This is a genomic window from Caballeronia terrestris, assembly GCF_001544515.1.
GTDB lineage: Bacteria > Pseudomonadota > Gammaproteobacteria > Burkholderiales > Burkholderiaceae > Caballeronia > Caballeronia terrestris.
The window spans coordinates 1-940 of the sequence record NZ_FCOL02000510.1; the positions used below are offsets into that span (position 1 = coordinate 1).

A 940-nucleotide genomic window follows, 5' to 3' on the forward strand; every position below is an offset into this window, starting at 1 on the left:
GAAACGGTGCGTCACTCATGGCGCCCCCGTGCCCTGCGGCTTCGCGACCCGTTCTTAAGCTACCGCGTGTTCGGCGAGACCAGATTCCCGAAAGTTCCCTCGGCAGGGCCTGTTTCGCAGTATGCGTCACATTGTAGGGCAGTTCGCCCCGCCGATTCTTCGGCCGACGTAAGAACATTTCAATCTCCAATTCGGTCATCTAGTCACCCGGGTGCAGGGGGGTGTCCCGAATTTTGTGTAAACAGGTTGTGGTTTAACGGGGCATCAGCCTGTCCTCGAACTGGATAGTAAAGCGGTTCAAAGCGGCCTTCCAATCGCGGATTGGCATCGTCCAGTTCTTGCTGATGTTGTTCAGCGACAGGTAAAACAGCTTGGTCACGGCGTCGTCAGTCGGAAACGAGCTGCGGGTCTTGATCACCTTGCGCAGGCTCATGTTGATCGATTCAATGGCGTTGGTAGCCGGCATGATAAGCCCTGGTGCCTCATCCATCCCTGCCGCGATTTTTGGCGTATGGTACGAACATCCGGGACAGGGGCACCGGGGAGCACTTCGGGTGGGCAGGCCGTTGAGGTTTTGTCGCGTTAAGGGCAAGATGGCGAACAGACTGCAGTATAGTGAGGATTGCTTATGCCGCCAGTGAGTAGAATTGCTCGGCATGAGTGCATGCGATGCCACGGTCCTCCATTTGGCGCTTGGCGATACGAAAATTCTTGAAGCCCAGCATGGCCGCGTGCGTCGCTTGATCGCCCGATGGTCGTGCTCTACAACGTTGTTCAGAGACTTGTTCTGGCGAATCTTGATCGGTGTTTCCCGCTCAGCGTTGAGAGCATCCAGCGCCGCCAGGTTCGCATCGCTTTTATCGATTGTCACCGTCTCGGGCTCACCGTTTTGGTCGATTGACTTTTCGAAGTAGCGCGGCGCCGCGGCCTTGTCACGATG

Annotated in this window: 1 protein-coding gene; it reads right to left on the reverse strand. The window is 56.6% G+C overall.

What is annotated here, in order from left to right:
• Positions 1-253: 253 nt before the first annotated feature.
• Positions 254-940: DDE-type integrase/transposase/recombinase (locus AWB67_RS42890; protein ID WP_235025632.1), on the reverse strand; the 687-nt coding region annotated here is incomplete at its 5' end.